A 24,038-nucleotide genomic window follows, 5' to 3' on the forward strand; every position below is an offset into this window, starting at 1 on the left:
TATTAGTTCCATTCTCCGCCTCTAAATCGACACATTTCACTTGGAATATTAGTGACATCACCACTTGGCAATTTACATTCGACTATCGGTCCTAAATTAGTTGTACCACCATTTCCGTTGGTGTAGGCAAAGGAAGAAAAAGAAAAGATACCGCATAACATTAAAAAGAGAAGTTTCTTCATAGTACATCCTCTTACTTACCAAATAAAAAGCATTCAACTTAAATGCTTATGCGTTAAGTATGTATGGGGGGGCAAAAAGATCAAAAAATAATTCAATAAAGTTTTATTTTTTAAAATAAATTTATAAAGATAATTTATATCGATATATTTCTATCTTATTGATTATCGTATGATGAATAATTAAATTATTGGAAGGATAGGGTAGGATATTAATAATATTGCTGCTACTTATTTTTTGTTCGATTTTAATTAAATCAATGAAATGAAAGCGGTTGTTTAGATTAAAGTAATGGAGCATAGTTTGCCCCATTACTTTGGCATAAATTACTTAGAATCAGGCTCAATGATTAAAATAATACCATCGATATCTTTTATTTTAACGCGCGTTCCTGCTGGAAGTGCTTGATCCGACTGCGCCGACCACGTGGTATCGGCAACCTTGATACGATTGAGTCCAACAGAAAAGTCCTCTTCAATGGTAAGTGTGCGTCCGATTAACTGCTTATACTTTTGGTTCAGATCTCTTTCTTGGTCTTCTTTCTTGTCTTGAGACCATTGTCGTCGCCACCATAACCAAGTGGTGATTAAGCTGAAACTTGCAAAGCAAAGCCATTGTAATTGCCAGCTCATTGGCAAAACGGTCATTAGTGCTCCAACGATAAGTGCAGAAACTCCGAGCCAGAGAAAATATCCCGCAGTCCCAAGTAGTTCTACCGCTAGAAGTGCAAAGCCGAAGGCTAGCCAATGCCAGAAAGAGACGCCTTCCAGCAAACTGAAAAAGTCCATAAGTTATTCTTTATCTTGTTGTTTAAACATCTCTGCTATCCCTGCAACCGAGCCCATTAGTCCGGTCGCTTCTAATGGAAGCATAATGATTTTGCCGTTTTCGGCTTGACCAATACTTTTGATCGCTTCGGTATAGCCCTGAGCAATGAAGTAATTGACGGCTTGCATATCGCCTTTGGCAATCGCTTCAGAAACCATATAAGTCGCTTTTGCTTCTGCCTGCGCGGCGCGTTCTCGAGCTTCAGCATGGAGAATAGCAGACTGCTTTTCGCCCTCAGCTTTTAATATCTCCGATTGCTTATGACCTTCAGCCTTTAAAATTTCAGCTTGGCGTACCCCTTCTGCTTCGAGAATCTCCGCTCGTTTATTTCGCTCGGCTTTCATTTGAGCATTCATCGCCGCTGTTAGATCGGATGGTGGCTGGACATCTTTTATTTCAATTCGCGTGACTTTTACACCCCACGGGTTGGTGGCTTGGTCAACAATTGCCAGCAGCTTGGAGTTGATCATGTCACGCTGACTCAGCATTTCGTCCAACTCCATTGAGCCTAAAACGGTACGGATATTGGTGAGAGTTAAATTTCTAATGGCATGTTCCAAATCGTTGACTTCATAAGCCGCTTTGGCAGCATCGATGACTTGAACAAATCCGACGGCATCAATAACCACGTTAGCGTTGTCTTTTGAAATAACTTCTTGCGCTGGAATATCAAGAACGCGCTCCATCATGTTGACTTTTTGCCCTATCTTATCAACAAATGGGATGATCAAGTTTAAGCCGGGTTTTAGCGTATGGGTGTAGCGTCCGAAGCGTTCGACTGTCCAGTTATTTCCTTGTGGCACCGTCTTAATGGCTGAAGATAAGATAACTACAGCAAGAACGACGAAAATACCGATGGTAATCAGTGAATCAATTGGCATGAGTTATTCCCTTAAGTGCATAATGTCCGATTCATTTTTACCTATTTATAGACAATAGACAATTGAAGTTCTGAGAACCTTAAGAGGTTATTGGTTTTTTATATAACAAAGGCCGGAATATCCGGCCTTTAGTTGAAGTTTCGCTTTTCAGCGAGTTAGTACAGAATCGAATACAGCTGACGGCGATATTTGCTTGCTAATGCGTTGCCTTGACCTAGCGCGCTGAGAATATCCATAAAAGTCTTCTTCACTTCACCGTCTTGGGCGCCCAAGTCTTTTTTAAGAATATTCCACAGCAGTTCCAGCGCTTCTTCATCACGACCCACCTGGTTGTACTGTACCGCCAATTCACAAGCGAGTTCGAAGTTTGCCATGTCTGCTGCGTATGCTTGTTCTAGTCGTTGTAACTCAGGGCTATCTGCAGCCTGCAAATGCAGCTCGAGCTTGGCTATTAGACTCTTGTAGTAGTTATCTTGATACTCAAGAGGGATAGCGTTCAGTAGCTCTTGGGCTACATCAAATTGTTTGGTTTCTAATAAACAATCAGCCATCGCGAGTTTCACATCGCCACGCTCTTGCAGTTCTGGCGGCAAAGTGTGGATGATGCTCAAAGCCTGAGCATGCTCACCTTGGTGAAGAAGTTCACTGACTTGTTTTAATAGTTGTTCATCTGGGCTTGGCAAATGCTTTTGTAGCATGGTAGCAATGGCATCAATTGGCTGAGGGCCTCCCAGACCATCGACGGCTTGACCATTTATAAACAGCGCGATAGTTGGCAATACTTGCACGCCAAATTGAGACGCTAAAGCGGGCTGATCTTCACAATTTAATAAAGCAAGCGTAAATGCACCGTTGTACTGTTGAGCAAGAGATTGCAACTCAGGGAGTATCTGTGCGCTTTCTGGTTGAGCATTGGCCCAAAAGTGGATCAGAACGGGCGTGTTCATTGATCCTTCAAGAGTTTCGCGAAAGTTCTGTTCTGTTATCTCAACGATAAATGGGGATTGCATCAGAGTATCCTTGCTTTGTGTCTTGTCGTTGATAATAGATATGGAGTTGATTTAAGGGAAATTCAAGCGATGGTTGCTAATCATCATCAATAATGAATCATTCTATTTTGTCAAAGGATGCGGTAAGAGAGTGGTGTTACTGCTGAATAGGTGTAAGGCAAAAAGAAAACGCTGCCGAAGCAGCGCAGTTCTAATGCTATTTGTTAGTGCGGTATCAAAATAGGATGAACATGGTCAACACTACACCCACACTAAGCCAGTTAAGCTGATTTAATGTCATTGTTGCCTCGCAGTAGTAAAAACATTGCTACAAAACGTAATGGGTGGCGATACCAAATCTAAGCAACTCATTCACTTTAGGTTGAATAGTGCTCACTGAATTGCGTAGAAATTGATTCGTTTGCTTGAGGTTTTTTTAACCTACATGCTCATAATGACATCACATTGTTACGATGAAATTACATTGTGACAAAACTTTTTTATGCAGCTTGTCGCAAAATTTTATCAAGCACACGGGTTGGTAATAACCTTTTCAAGATTGCGAATAATTTAGTCGGCGTAGTAATTCGATAGCGAATTTTAGGTGAAGCGCTAGTTAATGCATGAAGAACAGGTGCGACGCAGGACTCTGCAGGTAAAACAAATCGATTATTAGATTTGTCTTTGTTGAGTCGCTCTCTTTGTCCTTCATAGGCGAGGCGGTGAGGGCTGGATTCAATATCAATCCACTTCTCGAAGGCTTTTAATGCATTGTTTCTAAATTGAGTTTCGATAGGCCCAGGCTCTATCAATGCCACTTTGATATTCGTATCCGCAAGCTCTAGCCGTAGTGTGTCAGTCCAGCCTTCTAGGGCAAACTTTGACGCATTGTAGGCGCCGCGGTATTTCATTGCAGCAAAGCCAAGAACAGAACTGTTTTGTATTATCCGTCCTTCGCCTTGTATGCGCATGTGAGGAAGCACTTCTCTGACTAACTGGTGCCAACCAAAAAAGTTGGTCTGAAATTGAGCTTGAAGAGCCTCGGTGGGTAAGTCTTCCAATGCACCGGGCTGGCCATAGGCACCATTATTGAACACGGCATAAAGCTTACCTTCTGCTAGCTCTAATGCTTGCTTTACGCCCGAAGAAATACTTTCAGGGCTGTTTAGGTCTAGCTTGATGCAGGTTAGCCCTTCATTAATTAGACGTTGGACATCTTGCTCTTTCCTACAAGATGCTATGACATGAAATCCCTCGTTTTGCAGGGCGTGAGCGCACACGTAACCGATACCGGTTGAGCAACCCGTAATAAGAATCGACTTTTTCATAAATTAAGCCTCAAGCAACATTGAATGAGGTGATCATTCATCAGCTCCGGTCATGAAGCAAGTGCTTGAGTGCTGGCTCTATTCTGGAGTAGCTAAATTTGAAGCCAAGTTCGGTGAGCTTTTTGGGTTTGGCTCTCATGCTATCGAACAATAAACAGGAAGATTCACCCATTAGGAGTTCCATTGCCCATTTAGGCGTGAACAAGATATGTGGTCGTTTGAGCGTTTTTGCCAACGTGCCGCTAAAGATACGGTTAGTCACAGGGTGAGGTGCGCACATATTGAACGCACCGTGGGCATGTGGTGTTTCAAGCAAGTACATGATGGCGCGGACCATATCCAGAATGTGAATCCAAGGCATGTACTGGTTACCGTTCCCGAGCGGGCCGCCTACGCCAAGTTTGTAAGGTAAGAGCATTTTCGCCAAAGCCCCGCCATTAAGGCCGAGTACTACGCCAGTTCGCAATAGACAAACACGTGTTTGTTCAGACTCTGCGCGTTTGGCTATTTGCTCCCACTTTGCACAAACCTCGTGAGGAAAGTCTTCACTGTTAACATGCAGGCACTCATCAAACGGGTGGTCTTGTTGATCGCCATAGTAACCAACGGCCGAGCCACTAATAAAAACAGCGGGAGGTTCTGTGCTGGCGTGGATCAGCTCAACGATTTGTTCGGTAATTTTCCAGCGACTTTTGCAGATTTTTTCTTTCTGCTCGCTGGTCCATCTTTTATCTGCGATAGGCTCACCCGCAAGATTAATTATGGCATCAATGTGATTGAGATCGGCGAATGACTCAAGCGAGTCAAGGTATTCGATATTACCCAAATCAGCGTGCTGGAGGCATTGTTTTGCATGCTCTGGAGAGCGCGTAAGTAGCATAACTTGGTGAGTGGATAGCAGCTTGAGCAACTCCGAACCAATAAACCCAGTGCCACCTGTGAGTAATATCTTCATGTTATCTCTTTGAATGTACACGTATTAGAACATTATAGTCGTTTTGTGCTGAGCTTGATCATCTCAAGACTATTATTTCTAGGATAGTGGCAAGCCTGTAGAGAGGCTACTGACTTCACATATTGAAAAAATGTAACTAAATGTTATGCATGGCGCTAATTCGTTCACGGTAGGAGAACTAAATCTATGCCAGACTAAAAACATCGCTACCGGAACAAGCGTAATCAGTTTGCACCATCAAGGAGGATAGGTATGGAAGCATTTGTTGCTCTTTTTCGAGCGCTCCTTAATAGTGCTCGCGATCTGCTACCCATCGTTGTTGTTATCACTTTTTTTCAATTAGTTGTTTTGCAAGAGCCACTTCCTAATCTCATCTCCATTCTTTTTGGCTTATTGCTTGTGGTTTTAGGGTTAACGTTTTTTATTTTTGGTCTAGAGCTTGGTCTTTTTCCTATCGGAGAGAGTATGGCTCAAGCCTTTGCAAAAAAAGGCAGCGTATTCTGGTTGTTAGTTTTTGCGTTTTGTCTAGGCTTTGGCACCACGATCGCCGAGCCTGCATTAACGGCCGTAGCAGAAGAAGCATCAGAAGTTGCGGCAGAAGGCGGGATGATCACAAACTCAGAGCAATCCATGCAGGATTATGGACAAGGGCTACGAGTAACGGTGGCTCTTTCTGTGGGGATCGCCATCGTTATTGGCGTTCTGCGCATCTTAAAAGGGTGGCCAATTCATTACATGATCATCGGCGGCTACGTCGGCGTTGTAGTCCTGACGTGGTTTGCACCGGAAGCCATTATTGGCGTTGCTTATGATTCTGGAGGTGTGACGACGTCGACTATCACCGTGCCTTTGGTCACTGCACTAGGGGTTGGTTTAGCATCGGCGATTAAAGGGCGCAACCCCATGGTGGATGGTTTTGGTTTGATCGCTTTTGCCTCGCTGCTACCGATGATGTTTGTGATGGTTTACGGAATGGTCGTAACATGATTTCAATTGAACATTTCCTAGACACTTTATTATCGACCGTTCGAGATGTCATTCCCATCGCCAGCATTATTTTTGGTTTTCAGTTAGCGGTGTTAAGGCGTCCAGTTAACAACCTTAAGAAGGTTTTGCTTGGGTTTGTTTATGTGATTCTTGGGCTCGCTCTTTTTTTGCTCGGATTAGAAATGGCTCTGTTTCCGCTCGGAGAGACCATGGCCGTGCAACTGACGGCGCCGGAATTTTTACAAGAGTTTAAAGTTTCTGTGGGAAAAGCCTTAGTGTGGGTCGACTACTATTGGGTGTATACCTTCGCCTTTTTTATCGGTTTTAGTACCACGATTGCTGAGCCTTCTCTAATCGCTGTAGCGATAAAAGCAAACCAAGTTTCTGGTGGCAGTATCAGTATTAACGGTTTACGCGTGGCCGTTGCATTTGGGGTGGCCATTGGCATCGCGCTAGGGAGCTATCGGATTGTTGTCGGTGACCCTATTCACTATTACATCATTGCGGGTTACATCGTGGTTGTGATTCAAACGTTTTATGCGCCAAAGCTTATTGTTCCACTCGCCTACGATTCTGGAGGCGTCACGACTTCTACTGTCACTGTTCCGCTTGTAACCGCACTAGGGCTGGGGCTTGCTTCTACCGTCCCAGGAAGAAACCCAATGATTGATGGCTTTGGCTTGATCGCCTTTGCCAGTCTGTTTCCTATGATCTCTGTGATGGGCTATGCGCAAATAACCCAATGGCTGAATAAAGATGTCTCGGAGGACGAAGAAAATGCGCTTTAAATTGATACTTGCGTTTGTTGAAGACAGCAAAACAGACAAGGTACTGGACGCTGCTCGCGAAGCTGGCGCGACTGGTGCGACGGTGATTAATAACGCTCGTGGACAAGGTTTAAATCAAAAGCGAACGTTTTTTGGCTTAACGCTGGAAGTACAAAAAGATGTGCTGCTGTTTGTCGTTGAGGAGCACCTTTCTCGACACATATTAGAAACCATCAATGAAGTTGGTGAGTTCGACCGAGAGTCGGGGCAGGGCATTGCTATTCAGATCGATATTGAGGATGCAGTCGGTGTCGCGCATCAAGTAGAGACGTTGACCAAAGTGGTCGAGGATGAGTTATGAGCAGTCAAACGATAATTAGAGTTCGAGATGTAATGGCGGCTACTTATGTCATGGTTGATGGGCTAATGACAGTTTATGAAGGCATAACGTTGGCTAAAAAATACCAAGTCAAAGCGCTGGTGGTGAAAAAGCGAGATGACAACGATGAATATGGCATCGTCTTGATGAATGATATTGCCAAAAAGGTGCTGGCGAATAATCGCTCTCCACAGCGCACGAATATTTATGAGATCATGACCAAGCCCGCTTTGTGTGTCGACCCTGATATGAATGTGAAATATTGTGCGCGCCTATTTGAACGATTTGGCATTAGCCGAGCTCCGGTCATTGAAGATGGGGAGGTCATTGGCATGGTGAGTTATAACAATATTGTCATCAATGGCATGGTGCGAGAAGAAGTGTAATAGGTTGATATAAATGAAAAATCAACGCATTTTTTCTCAAGTCAGCGACTGTTACAAAGAACTAAAATATTTAATATATGTTAGGTTGCATATGTGTTAATTCACCATTATTCTTTGCGCCCTAAGTCTATTGTCGAGGAATTTGTATCATGCCTTTAGTCTCTTGCCCTGTGTGTGAGAAACAAATCTCAAAGCGCGCTCACGCATGTCCAGGATGCGGAGAGCCAGACCCGCTGCACCACCTAGCTAAGTCAAAATTTATGTCGATGGTGTTTTGGATACTGGTGTTGGTTGGAACTGCGTATGCCGCATGGTTCTATATTTTGCCTATGGTCATTGAATCATTGCGTTATCAGTAGTCGTTGGTTGAGCTGTCATAAAAATGCCGTAGAATGACCTCGTACTTTGTGAGGAGACGATGTCGTGAAACTATTTTTTGCCTCAGATCTGCATGGCTCTTTGCCAGCAACTAAAGAAACTATTGAGCTATTTTTAGCCTCTGGTGCGGAGCACCTGATTTTGTTGGGGGATACGCTAAACCACGGGCCAAGAAACCCGATTCCAGAAGGTTACAACCCACCGCAGGTGGCGGAGCTACTGAACCAATACAGTGATCAAATTATTTCTGTGCGTGGTAACTGCGATAGTGAAGTAGACCAAATGCTATTGAAGTTTCCAATGATGATGGATTACTCGTGGGTGCTACTTGAATCTGGCAAGAGAATCTTTTTGACTCATGGTCACTTGTACAACTCTGAAAAACGGCCGCCACTGCGTGAAGGTGATATCATCGCCCACGGTCATACGCATGTTCCTGTCGCAGAGATGCAGGATGGAGCCATTATTTTTAACCCAGGCTCGATGACATTTCCACGTAGTGGTTTACCAAGAAGCTTTGGTACTTTAGAAGACAATACGCTAACGGTAAAAACGCCAGAAGGCGAAGTATTAGCACAAACCATGATTTAACGGTTTTACTAAGTAAAAAAATAGGGAGCGAATTGCTCCCTATTTTGTGTCTGAATGGCCTAGATCTCGTTCTGGGTCGATAATGTCTCTTACGCGCTGTTTTAGCACCTTTGCTTCAGGAAAGCCGCTGTCTTTTTTCCGTTCCCAAATTTGCTGGCCATTGCAGAAAATTTCGAAGCGACCACCCGTATCTGGGTGTAAGCTGATCGTTTCTATTTCTTCGCTAAAAGTATGCAGTAGTTCTTGCGATAGCCAAGTTGAACGCAACATCCAGTTGCATTGGCGGCAGTAATAAATATCAATGATTGCTTTATCCATGAAACTTTCCTTTTAATCGGTTTAAACTAGCAACTTGATACCCACGGAAAACGTGAGAATTTCGAATGCAATTTTAATCACTCGGTTGCTGTATCGAGTCGCGGCCCATGCGCCTAAACTGCCGCCTAGAAATGAGCTTAACAATAAAACAGGCAACCAAGCCCAATGTATCGGAGCGCCAGCTTGGACGACGGCAATGCCTCCAATGCCATTCCAAAACAGGCCGACACAAATCATGGTGTAAGCAACGGCTTGTTTATAGTTATACCCAAACCAGCGAACTAAAAATAATGTCACGAGCAGACCAGAACCTGCGGTCAGCGACCCGTTGATGATACCGATGAGCATTAGTCCGACACCGCCGATGACCCAACCGATTGGGTGACGGTTACGTATTATTTCTGATTGGCCTAACGATTTCTTAAATCGTGAATAGATGCCGAGCGCGAGAATCATGCTCCCTAGCATTTTTTCCGCCATACCATCAGGTATTTGGACAATTAAGTTCGCCCCTAAGACTACGCCAATGCTGCCAGAGACTATAAGGTAGAGCGCGACCTTCCATTTAATTGTGCCTGCTTTTAAGTGTGTGCTTGCTGCCCCTAAGCCTAAAGCGACGGAAGCCACTTTATGTGTCCCCAGCGCAACCGAGAATGGCAAGCCGAGAAAGATGAGCAAAGGGAATTGAAGTAAGCCTGCACCGCCGCCAGAAAGCGAAGCCAGAGTATTGGCGATAAGTGAGCCGAAAAAGAGGGTGAGGGTATCTAGCCAATCCATAAGCAAAATAAAGGGGGCGTCTTGCCCCCTTATCATCAAATCAAAGTTAGTTTTTAAACAGCACCGAAGAACCGTGGTTCAAGCTAGTGAGCAATAGCGTTTTTTCGTTCACGACATCAATACGGCGACTTTGCTCAGCATCAAGCTTAAAGATTTGAGTGATCAAACGTAGCTGTGCTTCGGAGAAGTCTTTTGATTGAGAAGATGAAATATCTTTAAACTCAGAAGGCGAAACCAACAAATAGTTGTCACTGACTTCCCAGCGCCCTTTTTCCGAGATATTAATCGTGGATTCTGCCGTTGAACCTTGAGCGAATAGTTTGATATTTGCTACGCGAATATAGTCCCCATTAGGGAGATATTTCACATTTGATTCAACATTAACACGACGCAGTGGGCCGACAGGATCGTCAGGCAAGCTGTCTGTAATGACCGTCACCATGGTTGACTGCCACTCATTGGCAGTGAGGACCTGTTCCACTTTTAGGTCGCTACCCCAATATAACCAACCACTGAAAAGAACGGATACGGCCAAAACCGCAGATGCTAATTTTATCTTCATTCTGGCCTCCTTATTTACAGATATCGGTTGGGTCATTTTGACCAGCGAAAATACGCAATGTCACGTTCTCATATGAATGTTGACTGTCATGAATGTAGTTCAGAATCAGCTGATTGTTCTGGCCACCTGTAGCAATCACTTCTACCGGCATTGAATCTTCTGCATGGTATTTTACGTAGCGTTCAATGCACTGCTCAATGGACGGCAACCAACTATTGATTTGCGGGTGGTTCACTGGCGTCATCACAGGTACATTTTGATACTCACCAATCTGACGGAATTGGGATTCTGCAGGATTGGTGAATAGCAATACACAAATAGGAAGCAGTAGAGACAAAAGAACGATCATACGCGGCAGCCAGTTATTAGTGTTAGCTGCTGGTTTTGGCTGTGCCTTAGGTAGTTCTACTTGAGGCTCTACTTCAGTCGTGGTGTCTGCCGCCGCTTCTGTTGACGGCGCGTCACTTGTTTCTATTTCCGCAGCGTGCGCTTCATTTTCAGAAGTGGCTTCTTCAACGTCAGTATTAGAGTCAGCAGATAATGGGCTTAAGCGTTCCACTGAACAAATGAGTTGATAACCGCGTTTAGGAACCGTTTTAACAAACTCTGGAGATTTTGTTGAGTCCTTCAACATCTTACGCAGAGTAGAGATCGCTTGAGTCAGGCTTGAGTCATCCACCTCAAAACCTTGCTCACGCCAAACAAACTCGTGAAGCTCGTTACGGGTTAAAACTTCGTTTGGTCTCTCTGCCAACATCAGAAGTATACGGCTTTCGTTGCTTCCTAATCGTACAACGTCGTTGCCGTTTTGTTGGTCAGCGAGCGAATTACTATTTGGATCAAAGGTGAACCTTTGAGCAAGTAGAAATTTGGTGCCGATGTTAGTCATTTAGTTCTTCTTAGATGGATGATGTTGTAATTATAGTGATTTATGTCACAAAATTACCGAAGCGCATGGAGTGCGCACGACATTTTAGATGCTTTTAGGCTGGTAGGATAATTAAATTTTTCTAAAAAAACACCGTTTTTAGCAATATTGACCTTGAATTTACATTTGTCAGCCACATGTTAAATGACATCTCAGTAAGGTAATTTCAAGGGGAAAGTCACAAACTTATCTCCATGAAAAAGCCAATTAGTTTAGATGTTATGGAGCACACATGAGCGAAACCGTATCTCAAAACAAAGAAACTCGTGGTTTTCAATCAGAAGTAAAACAACTACTGCATTTAATGATCCATTCTCTTTATTCAAATAAAGAGATCTTTTTGCGCGAGCTGATTTCTAACGCATCAGATGCATCGGACAAGCTGCGCTTCCAAGCGCTATCTAACCCAGACTTATATGAAGGTAATGCAGACCTTTGCGTGAAACTGTCGTTTGATGAAAGCGCAAATACCTTAACCATTTCTGATAACGGTATCGGTATGAGCCGCGATGATGTGATCGAGCACTTAGGTACGATTGCAAAATCCGGGACCGCGGAGTTTTTCTCAAAGCTGTCTGAAGAGCAGAGCAAAGACTCTCAGCTTATCGGTCAGTTTGGTGTTGGCTTCTACTCTGCGTTTATCGTTGCTGATGCCGTCACCGTACGTACTCGTGCTGCGGGCCTAGCCGCTGATGAAGCAGTACAATGGCACTCAGCCGGTGAAGGTGAGTACACCATCGAAAACATCACTAAAGAATCGCGTGGTACTGACATCATTCTTCATATGCGTGAAGAAGGTAAAGAATTCCTAAATGAATGGCGTCTACGTGATGTGATCAGCAAGTACTCGGATCACATTGGCATCCCAGTTTCCATCCAAACTGTTGTTCGCGATGACGAAGGCAAAGAAACGGATGAGAAGAAGTGGGAGCAAATCAACAAAGCTCAAGCACTGTGGACGCGTAATAAATCGGATATCTCAGATGAAGAGTATCAAGAGTTCTACAAGCACGTATCACATGACTTTGCCGATCCATTGGTTTGGAGCCATAACCGTGTAGAAGGTAAAAACGATTACACGAGCTTGCTTTACATCCCATCTAAAGCGCCATGGGATATGATGAACCGCGACCACAAATCAGGCTTGAAACTGTACGTACAACGCGTGTTCATTATGGACGATGCAGAGCAGTTCATGCCGTCTTACCTACGTTTTGTACGTGGTTTAATAGACTCCAATGATCTGCCACTCAACGTATCGCGTGAGATCTTACAAGACAACAAAGTGACTCAGTCTCTACGTAATGCTTGTACTAAGCGTGTGCTAACGATGTTGGAGCGCATGGCTAAGAATGATGAAGAGAAATACCAATCATTCTGGAAAGAGTTTGGTCTTGTGATGAAAGAGGGTCCGGCAGAAGACTTCGCAAACAAAGAGAAAGTTGCAGGCTTATTGCGCTTTTCTTCAACTGAAGTGGATTCTGCGGAGCAAACCGTGGGTCTAGCTGCTTACGTTGAGCGCATGAAAGAAGGTCAAGATAAGATCTACTACTTGACGGCAGACAGCTATGCAGCTGCGAAAAACAGCCCTCACTTAGAGCAGTTCAAAGCGAAAGGCATTGAAGTTATCTTGATGTACGACCGCATTGATGAGTGGCTGATGAACTACTTAACTGAGTTTGACGGCAAGCAGTTCCAGTCAATCACAAAAGCTGGGCTCGATCTAAGTCAGTTTGAAGATGAAGCAGAAAAAGAGAAGCAGAAAGAAACTGAAGAAGAGTTTAAGTCGGTTGTAGAACGCACGAAGTCTTACCTAGGCGATCGTGTGAAAGAAGTTCGTACGACCTTTAAACTCGCTTCTACACCTGCTGTTGTGGTAACGGACGATTACGAAATGGGCACTCAAATGGCGAAGCTTCTTGCAGCGGCGGGTCAGGCAGTGCCAGAAGTGAAGTACATCTTTGAGCTAAACCCTGAGCACGAGCTGGTTAAGCGCATGGCTGACGAAGCGGATGAAGAGGCATTTGGTCGTTGGGTAGAAGTCCTGCTTGGTCAAGCAATGCTTGCAGAGCGAGGCTCAATTGAGGACCCAACGGAGTTCTTAGGAGCTGTTAATAAACTTTTGACTAAGGTGTAATAACCTCAGTACATCAAAAAGCTCGCATTTCGCGAGCTTTTTGTTTGTTGTCGCAAAATTTTGCATCTCAGGTGTTGAGTTAATAATCAATAGGGCGTGAAAGAGGGTATCGTTAACATTCTTTAGTCTTAATACACTCTTTGCGCGGCGAACCTGTGATAGAATCTGCGACTTGAATGTGAGTAATAAGGCGTGTATTTTTGCTCGCCTATATACGTTATACCGAAACTTATCGTTGCGAGTGCTTCTCGGGTTTGATGTCTAAGAAGCCCAGCTATTGTGAGCTTCGGTATAAATCTTAAATATTAAAGAGGATAAATCATGCGCATCATTCTTCTAGGTGCTCCAGGTGCAGGTAAAGGCACACAAGCAAACTTCATCATGGAAAAATACGGTATTCCACAAATCTCTACTGGTGATATGCTTCGTGCTGCTATCAAAGCAGGTACAGAGCTTGGTAAACAAGCTAAAGCTGTTATCGACGCTGGTCAGCTAGTTTCTGATGAAATCATCCTTGGCCTTATCAAAGAGCGTATCGCTCAAGAAGACTGTGCGAACGGTTTCCTACTGGATGGTTTCCCACGTACTATTCCTCAAGCTGACGGCCTAAAAGAAATGGGCGTTGATGTAGACTACGTTATCGAATTTGACGTTGCAGATGATGTGATTGTTGAGCGTATGGCAGGTCGTCGTGCTCACCTTCCTTCTGGTCGTACTTACCACGTTGTTTACAACCCACCTAAAGTGGAAGGTAAAGATGACGTAACTGGTGAAGATCTTGTTGTTCGTGATGACGACAAAGAAGAAACAGTACGTGCACGTCTAGGTGTTTACCACGAGCAAACTGCACCACTAATCAACTACTACGGTAAAGAAGCTGAAGCAGGCAACACTAAGTACCTTAAGTTTGATGGTACTAAGCAAGTAGCTGAAGTTAGTGCAGATATCGAGAAAGCACTCTCTTAATTTGCTGAAGTCAAAAAATTAATATTTTGATATATTGAAAGCGACCCAAGTGGTCGCTTTTTTTAGTTTACTCGTAAACATATATCTAAATGACTTCAAGTGTCAGCGATGCAGCGCCGTGAGGCTATTTAAGTATATGAACCAAGCCGTTTACCATGAATAGGATGTTATGAAAGAGAATAATAAACAGGGTGTACTCCTAGTGAACCTGGGTACTCCTGACGCACCAACCGCTCCTGCCGTAAAGCGCTTTTTAAGTCAGTTTCTTCATGATCACCGAGTGGTAGACATGACTCGATGGCTTTGGTGTCCGCTATTGCACGGCGTTATCCTTCCAATCCGAGCTCCCAAGGTTGCTAAACTCTACCAATCAGTTTGGATGGAAGAGGGCTCGCCACTGATGGTGTACTCTAAGCGTCAAACAGAAAAGTTGGCTCAAAAGCTTGATATGCCAGTCGAACTTGGCATGACTTATGGAAATCCAAGTTTGCAATCAGGTTTTGAAGCGCTGTTGGCTCAAGGGGTAGAAGAAGTCATCGTTTTACCTTTGTATCCGCAATACTCGGGCACAACAACGGCAGCGGTTTCTGACGGAATCACTAAAGCGTTTAAAAACCTGCCCGTGATACCGGGCTTTAGCTTTATTCGGGATTACTACAATCACCCGAAATACATTGAAGCGTTAGCGCATTCAGTTCGTGAACATTGGCAAGAGTATGGTAAGGGAGACTACTTGCTATGTTCTTATCACGGTATTCCAAAACGTTACGCTGATAATGGAGATGTTTACCCTCAGCACTGTGAAGAAACGACTCGCTTACTCGCTGAAGCGTTAGGGTTAAACGAGCAACAGATAGGTATGACGTATCAGTCTCGATTTGGCCGAGAAGAGTGGTTACAGCCCTATACCGATAAAACCCTAGAGGCACTTCCTGCAAAAGGGGTAAAAAATATCAATGTAGTGACACCAGCATTCTCTTCGGATTGTTTAGAAACGTTGGAAGAGATCTCGGAAGAGTGTAAAGAGATTTTCCTTGAAGCAGGTGGTGAAAGCTTTACCTACATTCCTTGTTTGAACGATAGTGAGCTTCATATAGAAATGATGGCTGAGTTAGTTCACTCTAAGCTTTAGGTACAAAAAAGGGTCGCAAAAGCGACCCTTTTTGTAGAGCGATTAAGCGACTTGTACTTGCTGCTCTTCGACTTGTTCTGCTGTACTGTGAGTATTCTCTGCACCATGCATCCAGCGAACGAGCGTATTCGAGAATAGAAGTAGGATGACACCACTCACGGTAGCGCTGACGGCAATGCCACTAAAGATAGCCATTGCGCCCAATTCTCCTACGTGAGATCCCACATAGCCCGCAACGTAGTTTGCAATCGCATTACAGCCAAACCATGCACCCATCATGAGTGAAGCTAAGCGAAGCGGTGCTAACTTGGTCACCAGTGAAAGACCAATTGGAGATAAGCACAGTTCGCCCAATGTATGGAAGAAGAAAGCACCCACCAGCCACAACATTGATGTTTTTACCGTTGTGTCTCCACCTTGTTCTAGCACAGCGCCAACCATACATAGGAAGCCAATTGCCAAGAAAAATAGTGCCATCGCAAATTTCACTGGTGACGTAGGTTCGCGTTTACCCAGTTTTACCCAAAGGACCGCTAGAACCGGTGCTAGGGTAATAATGAAAAATGGGTTTAGCGATTGGAACCACGCAGCAGGTACTTCAAAACCACCAATCATACGATCAGTATATTGTTGAGTGTAGATGTTCATTAGGCCACCGGCCTGCTCAAAGCCAGCCCAGAAGACGATAGTGAATAAGCTCATGACCAAAATTACTTTTAGTCGGTTTACTTCTTCTTTCGTTAGGGGTTGCTTCGTGGTGGAGTTTTTGTTGCTTAGATCTCTTTTTGCTGCGGGCTCGCGACCGATGTCACCAAGCCAAGACTGAGCTAGCACCATTTGCATCACTAAGCTAATAATCATACCTACACCTGCGGCCACAAAACCGGCTTTCCAACCGTAAGAGGTTGTCACAGAGCCAGAAACGACGCCGGCAAGTAACGCACCTAAGTTGATCCCCATGTAGAAGATGGTGAATGCACCGTCACGACGGTTGTCACCCTCTTTATATAAATCGCCAACCATGGTTGAGATATTCGGCTTAAAGAGGCCGTTACCAGTGATAAGCAGACCAAGACCTAAATAGAAACTGTGTAGCGAACCAATACCCAGAGCGTCAGCAGGAAGTGCGAGTGTAAACTGGCCGATAGCCATTAACGCGCCACCAAGCAAAATTGAACGGCGTTGACCTAGATAGTTATCCGCTAAGTAACCACCGATAAGAGGAGTGATATACACAAGACCAGTATAAATACCGTATAGGTCTAGTGCGTCTTTGGTTGACCAGCCAAGGCCGCCATTCATCGTTGTATCTGTAAGGTAAAGTACTAGAATGGCGCGCATTGCGTAGTAAGAAAAGCGTTCCCACAGTTCAGTACCGAACAATAAGAACAAGCCACGAGGATGGCCGAAATATTGATGTTGGTTTGACATAAGCTCTTCTAATAATAGTTATTACATTTTTTAACGACTTCTACGTATACATTGCAATTTAATGAGTGACAAACAATAAAATTTTGCATTACGACTAAAGTTGTTTGTTAAGTGACTGTTTTTGGGTGAATTTGCAGATGATATGATGGTGTGTTGGCTGTGTTACAAACTTAATTTCCATTTTTGTCTATGGACTTCTTCTCGTAAGTTCTTGAAAAGATACCGTTAATGCGAGCGATGTATAATCATACTTTTATAGATAAACTGAATGTCAATGACTCAACTTTGGCTTAATGCTAGGATAAAAACAAAATAGAATTGGCTAGTAAAAAAGATGAAACGTTGGTATCTACTTTATTGTAAACGTGGGGAGCAGGTTAGGGCGAAACAGCACCTTGAAAACCAAGGTGTAGAGTGCTTTTATCCAACTGTAGAAGTTGAGAAGATTTTGCGCGGGAAAAGACAAAAAGTCGAAGAGCCGCTGTTTCCTTGTTATGTGTTTGCGTACTTTGATTATGAACAGGGACCTAACTTCACCTCAGTCCGCTCCACTCGAGGGGTTGTTGATTTTGTGCGTTTTGGTGCTCAACCAAAAGAAGTCCAAGGTGACTTAGTCTTTGAATTGATGCAGCTAGAAAAATGCTGTAATGAAAATACCGCTTCTGAGTGTATGCCAAAACCAGGTGATCAAATCCGAGTTAAGAGCGGTCAGTTTGCAGGTATAGATGCTATCTTCCAAGAGCAAGATGGTGAGAAACGCTCAATCATGTTAGTGCAGATGATCACTAAACGAGTGCCTGTCAGTATTGATAACAGCGATTTAGACTTGAAATAGCTAATGTGTACAAACAAAAAAAGAGGTGCTTTGGCACCTCTTTTTTAATCTTGCTGGTAATCACCAGCAGTGGGACGCTGTTTAGCGAGCTTAGCAAAACAACGATGGTTACCGATTAGGAGTAGGGCATGACACCCTACTTAGTCGCTTAGTAAGCGTCGTTATGGACGGTTTGCACCGCACGACCTGACGGGTCTACACAGTTTTGGAATGACTCATCCCATTCAATCGCTTTCGCTGATGAACAAGCTACTGAAGGACCACCTGGCACACACTCAGCCGCTGAAGGTAGTGGGAATAGCTCTTCAAAGATTTCTCGGTACACGTAACCTTCTTTGGTGGTTGGCGTGTTGTATGGGAAGCGGTATTGAGCCGTTTCCATCTGCTGATCCGTCACTTTTTGCTCTGCGACTTCTTTCAACGTATCAATCCAGCTGTAACCTACGCCATCAGAGAACTGCTCTTTTTGACGCCATGCGATCGACTCTGGCAAGTAATGCTCAAAACACTCGCGTAGAATGTGTTTTTCCATTTTGCCGTTGCCACACATCTTATCTGCTGGGTTTAGGCGCATTGCAACATCAATAAACTCTTTATCAAGGAACGGTACTCGGCCTTCAACCCCCCATGCCGCTAGCGATTTGTTTGCGCGCGCGCAGTCAAACATGTTCAGAGCAAGCAGCTTACGTACTGTTTCTTCGTGGAACTCTTTCGCGTTTGGTGCTTTGTGGAAATATAGGTAACCACCAAAGATCTCATCTGCACCTTCACCAGAAAGTACCATCTTAATGCCCATCGCTTTGATCTTACGACCCATTAAGAACATAGGTGTGGATGCGCGGATGGTGGTCACATCGTACGTTTCGATGTGGTAAATCACGTCGCGAATCGCGTCGAGACCTTCTTGAATTGTATAAGTCATTTCATGGTGAACGGTACCGATTTGGTCGGCAACTTCGCGAGCGGCTTTCAGGTCAGGCGCGCCTTCTAGACCCACAGCAAAAGAGTGCAGTTGTGGCCACCAAGCTTCTGACTTTTCATCGTCTTCAATTCGCATTGCAGCAAAACGTTTAGCCACAGCAGAGGTGATGGATGAATCTAAACCACCTGATAGTAAAACACCATATGGAACATCCGTCATTAGTTGGCGTTTAACCGCTGCTTCTAGTGCTTCAGTCAGTTCTTCTTTGCTGGTGGTGTTACCTTGAACGGCAGCGTATTCGTTCCAGTCACGAACATAGTAACGCGTTGGCTCGGCATCTTTTGAGCTGTAGTAGCTACCAGGAGGGAACTCGCTCACTGTTTTACATACTGGAACAAGTGCCTTCATCTCTGATGCAACATAGTAGTTGCCATGCTCATCATGACCTTGATAAAGAGGGATAATGCCAATGTGGTCGCGACCGACTAAGTATTCGTCTTTTTCTTCATCGTACAGAACAAAAGCGAAAATACCGTTTAGTTCTTCAAGGAGATCTGCACCCATATCTTGGTACAGTGCAAGAATGACCTCACAGTCTGAATCGGTTTGAAACTCGTATTTTCCTTCGTAACGAGCACGAATTTCTTTATGGTTGTAGATTTCACCATTGACTGCAAGGATGAGCTTTTTATCAGGGCTGTATAGCGGTTGTGCACCACTATTTAGACCAACAATCGCCAAGCGCTCATGCGCTAAAATAGCGCGCTCTGAAGAGTAAATCCCAGACCAGTCAGGGCCACGATGACGAAGTTTTTTCGACATTTCTAATGCGATAGGGCGCAATGCGGCTGCATCGCTTTTAATGTCTAAAATGCCAAATACTGAACACATACTACATCCTTACTAAACTAAATAATTTCTAATCGGTATGGCTTCAATTTGCCATTACTAGTAAAAAAAGCAACGTTTTGTGATTATAAAAATGATAAAAAGCCTTGTTGTGTAAATATTATTTAATTTAATGGCTTGTTTGGTGAATGGAATCAAGGTTTGGTATAAAAACCATACAAAAAAGCCTTTCTATTGATAGAAAGGCTTTTAAAAAATATTAGTATGGTTGCTTATTTTATTGGTGTGAACTGAGGTTCAAGTTGTTTACACACATGTCGAGCAAAACCGCTACCTGCTTCACTGTATATATTGAATGCGGCGTCAACTCCGCTTTCCAGCAAACCTTCCAACTGATCTGGGTACTCGGCGATAGCAGCTATTTGCCCTTTATATTTTCTGCGTTTAAGCTGCTCAAGTGCGGTTTGGTTACCTTGATGATGAGGCATGGCAAGCAGCACCAGTTTGACATGACCTGTATCTAAAATTCGTTCCCAAAAATCTGGGTCTGTGGCATCGCCAGCGATCACGTTTCTTCCCTCTGAACGGTGCTGATGTGCTGCATCTTCACGAATTTCTATGCCTAGTGAAATTTTGCCATAGCGCGCACGTAATTCATCATAGGCCCCTGTCCCGATGCGGCCCATGCCTAAGATCAATACCTGGGCATGCCCAGGGTTAATGAGTTGGTCACGCTGGTTAAGCTTTTCTGCGGCTGTCTCTTGCAGCCACTTGCCGGAGTGTTGATAAATTTTGTGGCTAAGGCGGTTAAGTGGCGCAGAAATAATAAAGGACACAGACACCGCAACCGCAATCGCAGCGAGCATATCGCTTGGCATCCAGCCCATTTTGTAAGCCAACCCTGCGACTATAAGGCCAAACTCACTGTAGTTGAACAGCGATAAAGAGGCGAGCAAAGAGGTACGTACTCGAAACTTAAAGTGATTAATCGTGACGAAGTACAAGAGCCCTTTTATTGGCAGCAGTAAGATAAATAGTAGGGCGAGTACGACGCCATTGACGCTCAATGAAGCGGACAAGCCAATGTTTAAAAAGAAGCAGACTAAGAACAGCTCCTTCATATTGAATAGCGATTTGGATAGCTCTGAAGCTTTAGGGTGGCCAGCGAGTAGCATGCCTAAAATCAGCGCGCCCAAATCTGGTTTCATTCCGACCAGTTCGAATAGCCCTGCCCCAACAACAAGCGCGAAGAAAATACCGAACAGCACCAGCATTTCGCCGTGGCCAACTTTATCTAACAGTTTATAGAATAGTGGACGAAGGAAAGGCAATGCGAACAAACCAATGGCATACCATTCTGGGACTTTGCCGGTTGAAGCAGTCAGGAATACCACGGCAAAAATATCTTGCATAACCAAGATACCGATCGCGAGTGTGCCGTAGGTCGCGTTCATTTCCCCTTTTTCTTGCAATGCTTTTACGGCAAAAACGGTACTGGAGAACGATAGTGCAAAAGCTAAAAGTAGGATTTGACCGCTATCCATACTGGCGAGCGAAGTTAAGCCCAGTAGTTTTAAACCTGATAGCGCTAGTGCAAAAAAAGCGGTAGACAGTATGTTGTGGGCGGTCGCTCCTCCCCATATTTCTTTGGACAGTAGCGTTTTGACATCAAGCTTGAGTCCGATCGTGAATAGAAGAAGAGTGACACCAAGATCTGCAAGAGTGACGATAACGTCATTGCTTTGATAGCCAAATGCATGCAAACCAAATCCTGCCAGTAGAAAACCAACGAGGGGAGGGAGGCTACATTTAAGCGCAATAAAGCCAGCTAAAAAAGCTGTTGTAATTAGAATAATTTCCATACTGTTGAGCTGTATTCCTGATATACAAAAACGGGCTGTGAAAACACAGCCCGAGATTGTAACTCAATTAGTTGTATAAACTTAGTCTTCAAGTAACTTTTGTAACAAAACTCCGTTTAGCATTGCGCGTTTAATCATCGCAAATGCGCCCATCGTTGGCTGCTTATCAATGTGTGAAGCCACGATAGGAAGGTCGTTATGGAAAGTTTTGAGAGATTGATTTTCGACATTGCGTTGAATTGCAGGGAAGACTATGTCTTGTGCAGCAGTAATGTCGCCCGCAATGACAATTTTCTGAGGGTTAAACAAGTTAACGGTAATTGCAATCGCTTTACCTAACTGGTTACCCACTCGCACTAAACTCTGCTTTGCAAGTTCGTCACCATCCATTGCATGCTGACACACTGCTTCAATCGTGATGTTTTCAAGGTCAGTCAAGCTTGACTCATAGCCTTGAGCAATCAGTTGTTTTACTCGTTGGATAATAGCTGGGTTCGCTGCTACGGTTTCTAAGCAACCAAAGTTCCCACATTGGCACTGTTCACCAAGCGGATCGATTTGGATATGACCAATTTCACCGACGTTGCGGTTAAAACCAAGAAAAACCTGGCCGTTAACGATAATACCTGCGCCAGTACCGCGGTGAACGCTAACTAAAATGGAGTCCTGACAGTCTTGGCTTGCCCCAAAGTAGTGCTCCGCTAACGCCATGCCACGTACGTCATTCCCAACAAAGCATGCGGTATTAAACTTCTCTCCAACAATTTCACCCAGCGCCAGATTATCGATATCGGTATTCGGCATATATTCAACTACGCCTGTTGTTGGGTTTACAAGGCCCGGTAGCGTAATACCAATTGCAATGAGCTGATCAATTTTGTCTTCGCAACGGTTTACGAATTCTTTAAGTAAATCGATAAGCCCAGCGATCAAGTCAGCTTGGTTGGTGTAATGCAGTTCGTGTTGATCTTCCGCAAGTGCAGTGCCACCTAAATCGTACAAACAAAATTGTACGTAATCTCGACCTAAACGAACCGCAATAGAGTGGAAGGGTTTGACTTCGGTGGTCAGAGAGATTGCACGACGACCACCAGTTGAAGCTTGCTGGGCGACCTCTTTAATAAGGCCGCGCTCTAAAAGTTGGCGGGTTATTTTGGTAACACTAGCAGGTGCGAGCTGGCTCACATCTGCGACTTGAATACGGGAGATAGGACCTTGCTGATCAATCAGCCTATATACCGCAGCGCTGTTAAGCTGTTTTACTAAATCTACATTACCAATCTGTCCGCCATTCATGCTTAATTTTGCTCGTATTGTCCGTTAACAACCGTCGCTTTTACTTTGAAGTCACGATCGAAAATGGTTAGGTTTGCAACCATCCCTTTTCGAACTCGGCCAAGGCGATCCTCAACACCAATTGCAGTTGCTGGGTATAACGTGGCCATTCGTAGAGCTTCGTCTAAAGCGATCCCCGCGTGCTCAACTGAATTCTGAACTGCTTCTATCATTGTCAAAGCTGAGCCGCCTAGTGTGCCGTTTTCATCAACACACTTACCATCTCGGTAATATACTTTCTTACCGACAAAAATAAAGTGATCAATGTTAGCACCTGCTGGAGCTGTGGCATCCGTCACCAAAACAAGCTTTTCACCTTTGATTTTATGAGCAATTCGGATGTTTGCGTAGTCTACGTGGAAACCATCAGCAATAATGCCAGCATAAACGTCAGGCGTATCGTAAATTGCACCAACAACTCCAGGTTCACGACCAACCATTGGTGTCATCGCATTAAATAGGTGTGTGGCAAAAGTAATACCTGCTTCAAAGCCTTTACGCGCTTCGGCGTAGGTCGCATTTGTATGACCAATAGAAACTACGATGCCGGCTGCTTTTAATCGTGCAATATGCTCTGGATCGTTTTGCTCTGGTGCAAGCGTTACTTTAGCGATGATATCGGCGTTTGCGCAGATAAGATCAATCATGCTTTCATCTGACGGGCGAATAAAATCGACGTTGTGGATACCTTTTTTCGCGACGTTAAGATAAGGGCCTTCTAGGTGTAGGCCAAGTGATTGGTTTTGATATTGGTTATGATATTCACGAGCGGCAGAAATTGCAGTTCGCATATCTTCGTCTGATGAAGTAATGAGCGTTGGTAAGAAGCTAGTACAGCCGGACTTGAGGTTTGCTTCGTGCATGATTTGCATGGTTTCCGGTGTGATTGCATCGTTTAGCATTACACCGCCACAGCCATTCAGTTGCAGGTCGATAAAGCCCGGACTTAGGTTTGCGCCTGCGAGGTCTTTTACTTCGATGCCCTGAGGTAGCTCTGCAACCGGCACAATAGATTGAATAAGGTCGTTTTCGATGATGACCGCATGATCGGTAAGAACATCACTACCGGTATAAATTTTACAGTTACTTAGCGCGTACATAGTCAGCTAGTCCTTATAGATGAGAATTCAATTTCTATATCGTTACCTAAGTGGAGACTGCTTTAGTCATATGGGTACTTAGTTTGTATCACTGAATTAGATAACGAGTCACATACAGCAAGTCGCGTTTTATCGATGTTATTGTCATAGTAACTAACTGAAAAGTAATAATTGTATGGTTTTTTATGATTCTTTTTCAGAGCAAAGTTACAGTGATTTACCCGCCTAGATACCA

General features: G+C 44.2%; 25 protein-coding genes. 10 read left to right on the forward strand and 15 right to left on the reverse strand.

The window, feature by feature from the left end:
* Positions 1–2 precede the first annotated feature (2 nt).
* From MSG33_RS17730 to MSG33_RS17755, 6 genes are all read right to left on the reverse strand, one after another.
* Positions 3–182 carry a hypothetical protein gene (locus tag MSG33_RS17730; RefSeq protein ID WP_074191004.1) on the reverse strand — a complete coding sequence of 60 codons (180 nt, stop codon included), beginning with the start codon at positions 180–182 and terminating at the stop codon, positions 3–5.
* 324 nt (positions 183–506) lie between these two features.
* Positions 507–968, reverse strand: a complete 462-nt coding sequence (locus tag MSG33_RS17735) for an NfeD family protein (protein ID WP_005393089.1) — start codon at positions 966–968, stop codon at positions 507–509.
* 3 nt (positions 969–971) lie between these two features.
* Positions 972–1,889, reverse strand: coding sequence for an SPFH domain-containing protein (locus tag MSG33_RS17740; RefSeq protein ID WP_005393087.1), 918 nt, complete (start codon positions 1,887–1,889; stop codon positions 972–974).
* 155 nt (positions 1,890–2,044) lie between these two features.
* Complete coding sequence (locus MSG33_RS17745; RefSeq protein WP_006742720.1) at positions 2,045–2,899, reverse strand: co-chaperone YbbN; 855 nt, start codon at positions 2,897–2,899, stop codon at positions 2,045–2,047.
* A gap of 479 nt (positions 2,900–3,378) precedes the next feature.
* On the reverse strand, positions 3,379–4,206 hold the full coding sequence (locus MSG33_RS17750) for an SDR family oxidoreductase (protein WP_047009542.1): 828 nt from the start codon (positions 4,204–4,206) through the stop codon (positions 3,379–3,381).
* A 40-nt stretch (positions 4,207–4,246) separates the two neighbouring features.
* Positions 4,247–5,161, reverse strand: coding sequence for a TIGR01777 family oxidoreductase (locus MSG33_RS17755; protein WP_074191007.1), 915 nt, complete (start codon positions 5,159–5,161; stop codon positions 4,247–4,249).
* Between the two features lie 252 nt (positions 5,162–5,413).
* Here MSG33_RS17755 and MSG33_RS17760 point away from each other — a divergent pair, with 252 nt between their 5' ends.
* From MSG33_RS17760 to yfcE, 6 genes are all read left to right on the forward strand, one after another.
* Positions 5,414–6,148 (forward strand): DUF1538 domain-containing protein, encoded by a 735-nt coding sequence (locus MSG33_RS17760; RefSeq protein ID WP_046874270.1) that lies wholly within the window; start codon positions 5,414–5,416, stop codon positions 6,146–6,148.
* Entirely contained in the window at positions 6,145–6,936 is a 792-nt protein-coding gene (locus MSG33_RS17765) for a DUF1538 domain-containing protein (protein WP_046874269.1), read from the forward strand. Before MSG33_RS17760 ends, MSG33_RS17765 begins: the two co-directional genes overlap by 4 nt.
* A complete protein-coding gene (locus tag MSG33_RS17770) occupies positions 6,926–7,276 on the forward strand; it encodes a P-II family nitrogen regulator (RefSeq protein WP_005393077.1) in 351 nt (116 codons plus the stop codon). Before MSG33_RS17765 ends, MSG33_RS17770 begins: the two co-directional genes overlap by 11 nt.
* Positions 7,273–7,680: a CBS domain-containing protein gene (locus MSG33_RS17775; RefSeq protein ID WP_005393075.1), complete on the forward strand. Its 408-nt coding sequence runs from the start codon at positions 7,273–7,275 to the stop codon at positions 7,678–7,680. Before MSG33_RS17770 ends, MSG33_RS17775 begins: the two co-directional genes overlap by 4 nt.
* A 149-nt stretch (positions 7,681–7,829) precedes the next feature.
* Positions 7,830–8,039: a hypothetical protein gene (locus tag MSG33_RS17780; protein WP_005393073.1), complete on the forward strand. Its 210-nt coding sequence runs from the start codon at positions 7,830–7,832 to the stop codon at positions 8,037–8,039.
* A gap of 64 nt (positions 8,040–8,103) precedes the next feature.
* Positions 8,104–8,649: a phosphodiesterase gene (yfcE, locus tag MSG33_RS17785; protein ID WP_248381604.1), complete on the forward strand. Its 546-nt coding sequence runs from the start codon at positions 8,104–8,106 to the stop codon at positions 8,647–8,649.
* A 39-nt stretch (positions 8,650–8,688) separates the two neighbouring features.
* On the opposite strand, the gene MSG33_RS17790 is transcribed toward yfcE, so the two are convergent.
* The 4 genes from MSG33_RS17790 to MSG33_RS17805 are packed head-to-tail and all read right to left on the reverse strand — an operon-like array spanning position 8,689 to position 11,195.
* Positions 8,689–8,967, reverse strand: a complete 279-nt coding sequence (locus MSG33_RS17790; protein WP_005382088.1) for a SelT/SelW/SelH family protein — start codon at positions 8,965–8,967, stop codon at positions 8,689–8,691.
* Between the two features lie 21 nt (positions 8,968–8,988).
* Positions 8,989–9,744: a sulfite exporter TauE/SafE family protein gene (locus tag MSG33_RS17795; protein WP_012842051.1), complete on the reverse strand. Its 756-nt coding sequence runs from the start codon at positions 9,742–9,744 to the stop codon at positions 8,989–8,991.
* A gap of 46 nt (positions 9,745–9,790) precedes the next feature.
* Positions 9,791–10,306 carry a transmembrane regulator ToxS gene (toxS, locus tag MSG33_RS17800; RefSeq protein WP_005393067.1) on the reverse strand — a complete coding sequence of 172 codons (516 nt, stop codon included), beginning with the start codon at positions 10,304–10,306 and terminating at the stop codon, positions 9,791–9,793.
* A gap of 10 nt (positions 10,307–10,316) precedes the next feature.
* Complete coding sequence (locus tag MSG33_RS17805) at positions 10,317–11,195, reverse strand: transcriptional regulator (protein WP_005393065.1); 879 nt, start codon at positions 11,193–11,195, stop codon at positions 10,317–10,319.
* A gap of 271 nt (positions 11,196–11,466) precedes the next feature.
* Between MSG33_RS17805 and htpG the strand changes: the two genes are divergently transcribed.
* From htpG to hemH, 3 genes are all read left to right on the forward strand, one after another.
* Positions 11,467–13,371, forward strand: coding sequence for a molecular chaperone HtpG (gene htpG, locus MSG33_RS17810; RefSeq protein WP_248381606.1), 1,905 nt, complete (start codon positions 11,467–11,469; stop codon positions 13,369–13,371).
* A 321-nt stretch (positions 13,372–13,692) separates the two neighbouring features.
* Entirely contained in the window at positions 13,693–14,337 is a 645-nt protein-coding gene (gene adk, locus MSG33_RS17815; RefSeq protein ID WP_005393061.1) for an adenylate kinase, read from the forward strand.
* 169 nt (positions 14,338–14,506) lie between these two features.
* Positions 14,507–15,469: a ferrochelatase gene (gene hemH, locus MSG33_RS17820; RefSeq protein WP_074191010.1), complete on the forward strand. Its 963-nt coding sequence runs from the start codon at positions 14,507–14,509 to the stop codon at positions 15,467–15,469.
* 42 nt (positions 15,470–15,511) lie between these two features.
* Here hemH and MSG33_RS17825 read toward each other — a convergent pair whose 3' ends face one another.
* Entirely contained in the window at positions 15,512–16,900 is a 1,389-nt protein-coding gene (locus tag MSG33_RS17825; protein WP_005393058.1) for a peptide MFS transporter, read from the reverse strand.
* A gap of 334 nt (positions 16,901–17,234) precedes the next feature.
* Here MSG33_RS17825 and rfaH point away from each other — a divergent pair, with 334 nt between their 5' ends.
* On the forward strand, positions 17,235–17,735 hold the full coding sequence (rfaH, locus tag MSG33_RS17830) for a transcription/translation regulatory transformer protein RfaH (protein WP_005393056.1): 501 nt from the start codon (positions 17,235–17,237) through the stop codon (positions 17,733–17,735).
* Positions 17,736–17,883: 148 nt separating this feature from the next.
* Here the strand turns inward: rfaH and asnB are convergent, their stop codons facing one another.
* From asnB to nagA, 4 genes are all read right to left on the reverse strand, one after another.
* The gene (gene asnB / locus MSG33_RS17835) at positions 17,884–19,548 is read right to left on the reverse strand and encodes an asparagine synthase B (RefSeq protein ID WP_005393054.1); all 1,665 of its coding nucleotides are present in this window, start codon (positions 19,546–19,548) and stop codon (positions 17,884–17,886) included.
* Positions 19,549–19,778: 230 nt separating this feature from the next.
* The gene (locus tag MSG33_RS17840; protein WP_006742714.1) at positions 19,779–21,368 is read right to left on the reverse strand and encodes a cation:proton antiporter family protein; all 1,590 of its coding nucleotides are present in this window, start codon (positions 21,366–21,368) and stop codon (positions 19,779–19,781) included.
* Between the two features lie 81 nt (positions 21,369–21,449).
* Positions 21,450–22,664: an ROK family protein gene (locus tag MSG33_RS17845; RefSeq protein ID WP_005393050.1), complete on the reverse strand. Its 1,215-nt coding sequence runs from the start codon at positions 22,662–22,664 to the stop codon at positions 21,450–21,452.
* A 2-nt stretch (positions 22,665–22,666) separates the two neighbouring features.
* A complete protein-coding gene (nagA, locus tag MSG33_RS17850; RefSeq protein WP_047009534.1) occupies positions 22,667–23,803 on the reverse strand; it encodes an N-acetylglucosamine-6-phosphate deacetylase in 1,137 nt (378 codons plus the stop codon).
* Between the last annotated feature and the right edge of the window lie 235 nt (positions 23,804–24,038).

The organism is Vibrio sp. 1CM7H (assembly GCF_023161645.1).
In the GTDB taxonomy this organism is placed as follows: Bacteria; Pseudomonadota; Gammaproteobacteria; order Enterobacterales; family Vibrionaceae; genus Vibrio; species Vibrio diabolicus.

Excerpts from the sequence above, each read along its gene's own strand:
- MSG33_RS17730 (WP_074191004.1), bottom strand. The coding sequence starts at position 182 with ATGAAGAAACTTCTCTTTTTAATGTTATGCGGTATCTTTTCTTTTTCT.
- MSG33_RS17735 (WP_005393089.1), bottom strand. The coding sequence starts at position 968 with ATGGACTTTTTCAGTTTGCTGGAAGGCGTCTCTTTCTGGCATTGGCTA.
- MSG33_RS17740 (WP_005393087.1), bottom strand. The coding sequence starts at position 1,889 with ATGCCAATTGATTCACTGATTACCATCGGTATTTTCGTCGTTCTTGCT.
- MSG33_RS17745 (WP_006742720.1), bottom strand. The coding sequence starts at position 2,899 with ATGCAATCCCCATTTATCGTTGAGATAACAGAACAGAACTTTCGCGAA.
- MSG33_RS17750 (WP_047009542.1), bottom strand. The coding sequence starts at position 4,206 with ATGAAAAAGTCGATTCTTATTACGGGTTGCTCAACCGGTATCGGTTAC.
- MSG33_RS17755 (WP_074191007.1), bottom strand. The coding sequence starts at position 5,161 with ATGAAGATATTACTCACAGGTGGCACTGGGTTTATTGGTTCGGAGTTG.
- MSG33_RS17760 (WP_046874270.1), top strand. The coding sequence starts at position 5,414 with ATGGAAGCATTTGTTGCTCTTTTTCGAGCGCTCCTTAATAGTGCTCGC.
- MSG33_RS17765 (WP_046874269.1), top strand. The coding sequence starts at position 6,145 with ATGATTTCAATTGAACATTTCCTAGACACTTTATTATCGACCGTTCGA.
- MSG33_RS17770 (WP_005393077.1), top strand. The coding sequence starts at position 6,926 with ATGCGCTTTAAATTGATACTTGCGTTTGTTGAAGACAGCAAAACAGAC.
- MSG33_RS17775 (WP_005393075.1), top strand. The coding sequence starts at position 7,273 with ATGAGCAGTCAAACGATAATTAGAGTTCGAGATGTAATGGCGGCTACT.
- MSG33_RS17780 (WP_005393073.1), top strand. The coding sequence starts at position 7,830 with ATGCCTTTAGTCTCTTGCCCTGTGTGTGAGAAACAAATCTCAAAGCGC.
- MSG33_RS17790 (WP_005382088.1), bottom strand. The coding sequence starts at position 8,967 with ATGGATAAAGCAATCATTGATATTTATTACTGCCGCCAATGCAACTGG.
- MSG33_RS17795 (WP_012842051.1), bottom strand. The coding sequence starts at position 9,744 with ATGGATTGGCTAGATACCCTCACCCTCTTTTTCGGCTCACTTATCGCC.
- toxS (WP_005393067.1), bottom strand. The coding sequence starts at position 10,306 with ATGAAGATAAAATTAGCATCTGCGGTTTTGGCCGTATCCGTTCTTTTC.
- MSG33_RS17805 (WP_005393065.1), bottom strand. The coding sequence starts at position 11,195 with ATGACTAACATCGGCACCAAATTTCTACTTGCTCAAAGGTTCACCTTT.
- htpG (WP_248381606.1), top strand. The coding sequence starts at position 11,467 with ATGAGCGAAACCGTATCTCAAAACAAAGAAACTCGTGGTTTTCAATCA.
- adk (WP_005393061.1), top strand. The coding sequence starts at position 13,693 with ATGCGCATCATTCTTCTAGGTGCTCCAGGTGCAGGTAAAGGCACACAA.
- hemH (WP_074191010.1), top strand. The coding sequence starts at position 14,507 with ATGAAAGAGAATAATAAACAGGGTGTACTCCTAGTGAACCTGGGTACT.
- MSG33_RS17825 (WP_005393058.1), bottom strand. The coding sequence starts at position 16,900 with ATGTCAAACCAACATCAATATTTCGGCCATCCTCGTGGCTTGTTCTTA.
- rfaH (WP_005393056.1), top strand. The coding sequence starts at position 17,235 with ATGAAACGTTGGTATCTACTTTATTGTAAACGTGGGGAGCAGGTTAGG.
- asnB (WP_005393054.1), bottom strand. The coding sequence starts at position 19,548 with ATGTGTTCAGTATTTGGCATTTTAGACATTAAAAGCGATGCAGCCGCA.
- MSG33_RS17840 (WP_006742714.1), bottom strand. The coding sequence starts at position 21,368 with ATGGAAATTATTCTAATTACAACAGCTTTTTTAGCTGGCTTTATTGCG.
- MSG33_RS17845 (WP_005393050.1), bottom strand. The coding sequence starts at position 22,664 with ATGAATGGCGGACAGATTGGTAATGTAGATTTAGTAAAACAGCTTAAC.
- nagA (WP_047009534.1), bottom strand. The coding sequence starts at position 23,803 with ATGTACGCGCTAAGTAACTGTAAAATTTATACCGGTAGTGATGTTCTT.